The organism is Streptomyces sp. NPDC058741 (assembly GCF_042746715.1).
In the GTDB taxonomy this organism is placed as follows: domain Bacteria; phylum Actinomycetota; class Actinomycetes; order Streptomycetales; family Streptomycetaceae; genus Streptomyces.
The window spans coordinates 63,365-67,044 of sequence record NZ_JBHYQH010000021.1 but is presented as its reverse complement, the minus strand read 5'-3'; the positions used below and the strand labels follow the sequence as shown (position 1 = coordinate 67,044).

The window sequence follows — 3,680 nt, the reverse complement described above, 5'->3', positions numbered from 1 at the left end:
GGAGGAGTGGATGGAGGGCCGGGCTGGTCCCTGGCCCGATCCGGAGGACTGGAAGCACGGCCGGGCTGACCTCAAGCCCGGAAGAACGGGCTGCAGGGCCGGGCTGACCCCGGCCTTCCCCCACTCGGGGCAGGTCAGGGCGACCCGCAAGCCCCTCGGCAGCCGCCGGGGCCCCAGGCGCCACGGCGGTTACGACAGCGCCGTGAGCCCCGGCGCGAACGCGATCAGCAGGGGCAGCAGCGGTACGAGGGCGGCCGTGGTGGTGGTCAGCGCGCGGTGCCTGCGGCCCAGCCGGGGAGGCGGCTCCAGGAGCCGGTCGACCCGCTCGCCCAGCAGGCGGTGGCTGGAGGCGCAGGACAGGACGCCCCGGTGCTGGTTCAGCTCGATCAGGGCCAGCGCCGTGGTCAGGTGGCCGCAGCGGCGCGAGGCGGTGTCGTCGGCTGCCAGCTCGACCAGGCGGTGCGTCTGGTCGCAGAAGTGGGCGAACAGCGGGATCCGCGGGAAGCCGCTCGCCAGAGCGGTGGACAGGTAAAGCAGCCAGTCGTGGCGGGCCCGGGCGTGGCCGCGCTCATGGGTGAGGACGGCGTCGAGCTGGTGGCCGGTCAGCCGGTGCAGCGCGCCCGTGGTCACGATCAGCTGGGGCGGGCTGCCGGGCATCCACCAGGCGTCCGGGTACTCGTCCTCCAGGACCAGCAGCGGCCCACGGGCGGCGGGCAGGCCGGCCGGCAGGTCGGGGGCGCGTTCGCGCAGGTGGGCGCGGGCCCGGGCGCGGCGGCGGCGTGCCTCGACCAGTTCGCGGGCGAGCATCGCGGTCGTCCAGGCGGCACCGCAGGCCAGCAGCAGGGTGAGGGCAGCGGCCCAGGGCGGGGCCGTGGACAGGTCGTACGCCGCGGTCACCGCGGGCGGGGCGGGAGCGAAGAGCTGGACGCGGACCGTGCCGAACACGGCGGCGGCGCCCAGCGCGAGCGCCGTCACACAGCACAGCAGCACGGTGGCGACCAGGCACTGCCACGCCCAGAGCCCGACCACCGGTTCCCGCTCCGGCCACGCGGCCCGGGTCAGCGCGCGGGGCACGGGAACGGCGGCCGTCACGGCGACAACGCCCAGCAGGAGCAGGCAGACGGTCATGGCCACGGGGCTCCGGTTCCTGGTCGGAAGAGGGGCGGCTACGGGTCGTGCGGGGCGGTCGCGTGCGCACGCGTGGCGCGGCTGCCGTGCTCACCGGGCTCTTGACGTCGTACGCCCCGCGCACCGGCGACCGCGGCGGGCCCGTGCGACGCGCCCGTGCCGGTGACCGCGGGAACACGCCGAGCGTGCCGTGTACCGCGCGTGCGGGCACACCGCCCCGCGCCCCAGTATGACGGGCCGGGCGGCGTGCGTCAGGGGTCCGGCGGGCAGAGAGGGACCGGACGGGGCGACGGCCGGCCGCCCCCGCTCGCGCCGGGTCAGCCCTGCACGATCCGCCCGGTCACCTCGCCCAGCCCCACCCGCACGCCGCCGGGTCCGGGGGCCCAGGCCGAGAGGGTCACCACGTCGCCGTCCTCCAGGAACGTCCGCTTGCCGTCCGGGAGTTCGAGCGGGTCGCGGCCGTTCCAGGTCAGTTCCAGCAGGGAGCCGCGCTCGCGTTCCGAAGGGCCGCTGACCGTGCCGGAGCCGTAGAGGTCGCCGGTGCGCAGCGAGGCGCCGTTCACGGTCATGTGGGCCAGCTGCTGGGCGGCGGTCCAGTACATCGTGGAGAAGGGCGGTTCGGAGACGACGTGGCCGTTGACGGCGACGCTGATGCGCAGGTCGTAGCCGCCGGGTTCCTCGTCGCTGTCGTCGAGGTACGGCAGCAGCCCGTGGGTCCGGGCCGGGGGCGCCACGAGGGCCTCCTCCAGGGCGTCCAGAGGGGTGACCCAGGCCGACACGGAGGTGGCGAAGGACTTGCCGAGGAACGGGCCGAGGGGGACGTACTCCCAGGCCTGGATGTCGCGCGCGGACCAGTCGTTGAGCAGGCACAGCCCGAAGACGTGCTCGCGGAAGTCGCCGAGGGCCACCGGCGTGCCCGTCCGGGACGGCACGCCCACGACGAAGCCGACCTCCGCCTCGATGTCCAGGCGGACCGACGGGCCGAAGACGGGAGCGGCGTCGGCCGGCGCCTTGCGCTGGCCCGAGGGCCGCACGACGTCCGTGCCGGAGACGACGACCGTGCCGGAGCGTCCGTGATAACCGATCGGCAGGTGCTTCCAGTTGGGGGTGAGGGAGTCCTCGGCGTCCGGGCGGAAGATCTGCCCGACGTTGCGGGCGTGGTTCTCCGAGGCGTAGAAGTCGACGTAGTCGGCGACCTCGAAGGGCAGGTGCAGCGTCACCTCGGACAGCGGGTGGAACAGCGGTTCGACCGTCTCGCGGTGGGAGGGCACGGTCACCCAGGCGGTCAGGGCCCGGCGCACGTCCGACCAGGCCGTGCGGCCCGCCGCCAGCAGCGGGTTCAGGCTCGGCCGGGCCAGCAGGGAGGCGTAGGGGGAGCCGAGCGTGTGGGCGGCCGCGCCCGCGTCCAGCACGTGGTCGCCGAGCCGGACGCCCACCGTCCGCCGGTCGGAGCCGGGGAGGGAGAACACGCCGTACGGCAGGTTGTGCGGGCCGAAGGGGTCGCCCTCGGGGACATCGAAGGGGGGCATCGGGTGCTGCCTCGCTTTCGGGTGCGCCGTGTCGTCGCCACGTGTTCGTGGTCATGCCACACGTTACGGGTGACACGGGCGTCCTGGGCAGTGCCTCAGGAGGCGGATGCCGAGGATCGGGGCAGGTGGACCAGGTCGTACTCGGCCGGCCTTGACCGGTGCGGCCGATGGGGTCGCACATGCGTACGCGCCGAAGGTTATCCACAGGAAGTGACGCAATCTTCAGGGAACGGTGCGAACGGGGCGAATCTGGGCGGGTGCCGGAAGACCTCGGGGAGGGGGCGTTCCTTTGGCACACCAGGGGGCGGACGGCCATGGGGGAGGCCGGCCCGGGCTCGGCGCTGCGTGGTGCACAGCCTGAGCGGCTGGAAGAGACCATGCGCGGACGGGTCGGCCGGGAATGCGTGTACGTACCGTCGTGCCGCTTCGGGCTGTACGTGGCGCTGCGCCACTGGTGACCGCCCGGCGGGCGGGTGCTGATGTCGCCGGTCAACGACGACGTGGTCTTCTTCGTGGTGCTCGCTGCCGGACTGCGTCCCGTGCAGGCGCCGTTGCGCGCGCTCGACGCGTCGATCGACGTTGGCGCCGTGCCGGACGGCGCCTGGGTTGGCTCGCGGCCGTGCTGACGACGAACCCGTACGGCAATCCCGATCCGGCGCCGCCGCTGAGGCAGAAGTGCGACGCGCTGGGCATCCGGCTGTTCGAGGACGGGGCGCACGCGATCGGCAGCCGGGTGGGGGACCGGCCCGTCGGGGCGTGGGGTGAGGCGTCCGTGTTCAGCCTGTCCAAGCACATCTGGGCCAAGGCCGGAGGGATGCTGTCCCTCGCCGACCCTGGGCTGCGGCAGGCCGTGGCGGAGACCTGCGCGGGCCTGCCCGCGCCGCGCCGGACGGGCGCCGAACTCGCCTACGCGGTGCGGCCGTGCGCGGAGGCGGCGGTGCGTGGAGGCGGCGGTGCGTGGAGGCGGCGGTGCGTGGAGGCGGCGGTGCGTGGAGGCGGCGGTGCGTGGAGGCGGCGGTGCGT

At 74.8% G+C, this 3,680-nt stretch carries 2 protein-coding genes and 1 pseudogene; 1 reads left to right on the top strand and 2 read right to left on the bottom strand.

Annotated features, from left to right (window positions below; translation table 11 throughout):
• Positions 1-189 precede the first annotated feature (189 nt).
• Positions 190-1,128: a M56 family metallopeptidase gene (locus tag ACFW6P_RS18790; protein ID WP_386424198.1), complete on the bottom strand. Its 939-nt coding sequence runs from the start codon at positions 1,126-1,128 to the stop codon at positions 190-192.
• 317 nt (positions 1,129-1,445) lie between these two features.
• Positions 1,446-2,657 (bottom strand): fumarylacetoacetase, encoded by a 1,212-nt coding sequence (fahA, locus tag ACFW6P_RS18785; RefSeq protein ID WP_386424163.1) that lies wholly within the window; start codon positions 2,655-2,657, stop codon positions 1,446-1,448.
• Positions 2,658-3,034: 377 nt separating this feature from the next.
• On the opposite strand from fahA, the pseudogene ACFW6P_RS18780 reads away from it, so the two are divergent.
• Positions 3,035-3,603, top strand: a pseudogene (locus ACFW6P_RS18780) (DegT/DnrJ/EryC1/StrS family aminotransferase); the annotation flags it as partial.
• Positions 3,604-3,680: the final 77 nt, after the last annotated feature.

Bases quoted from the DNA above. Each gene is read 5' to 3' on its own strand.
- ACFW6P_RS18790 (WP_386424198.1), bottom strand. From the start codon at position 1,128: ATGACCGTCTGCCTGCTCCTGCTGGGCGTTGTCGCCGTGACGGCCGCC.
- fahA (WP_386424163.1), bottom strand. From the start codon at position 2,657: ATGCCCCCCTTCGATGTCCCCGAGGGCGACCCCTTCGGCCCGCACAAC.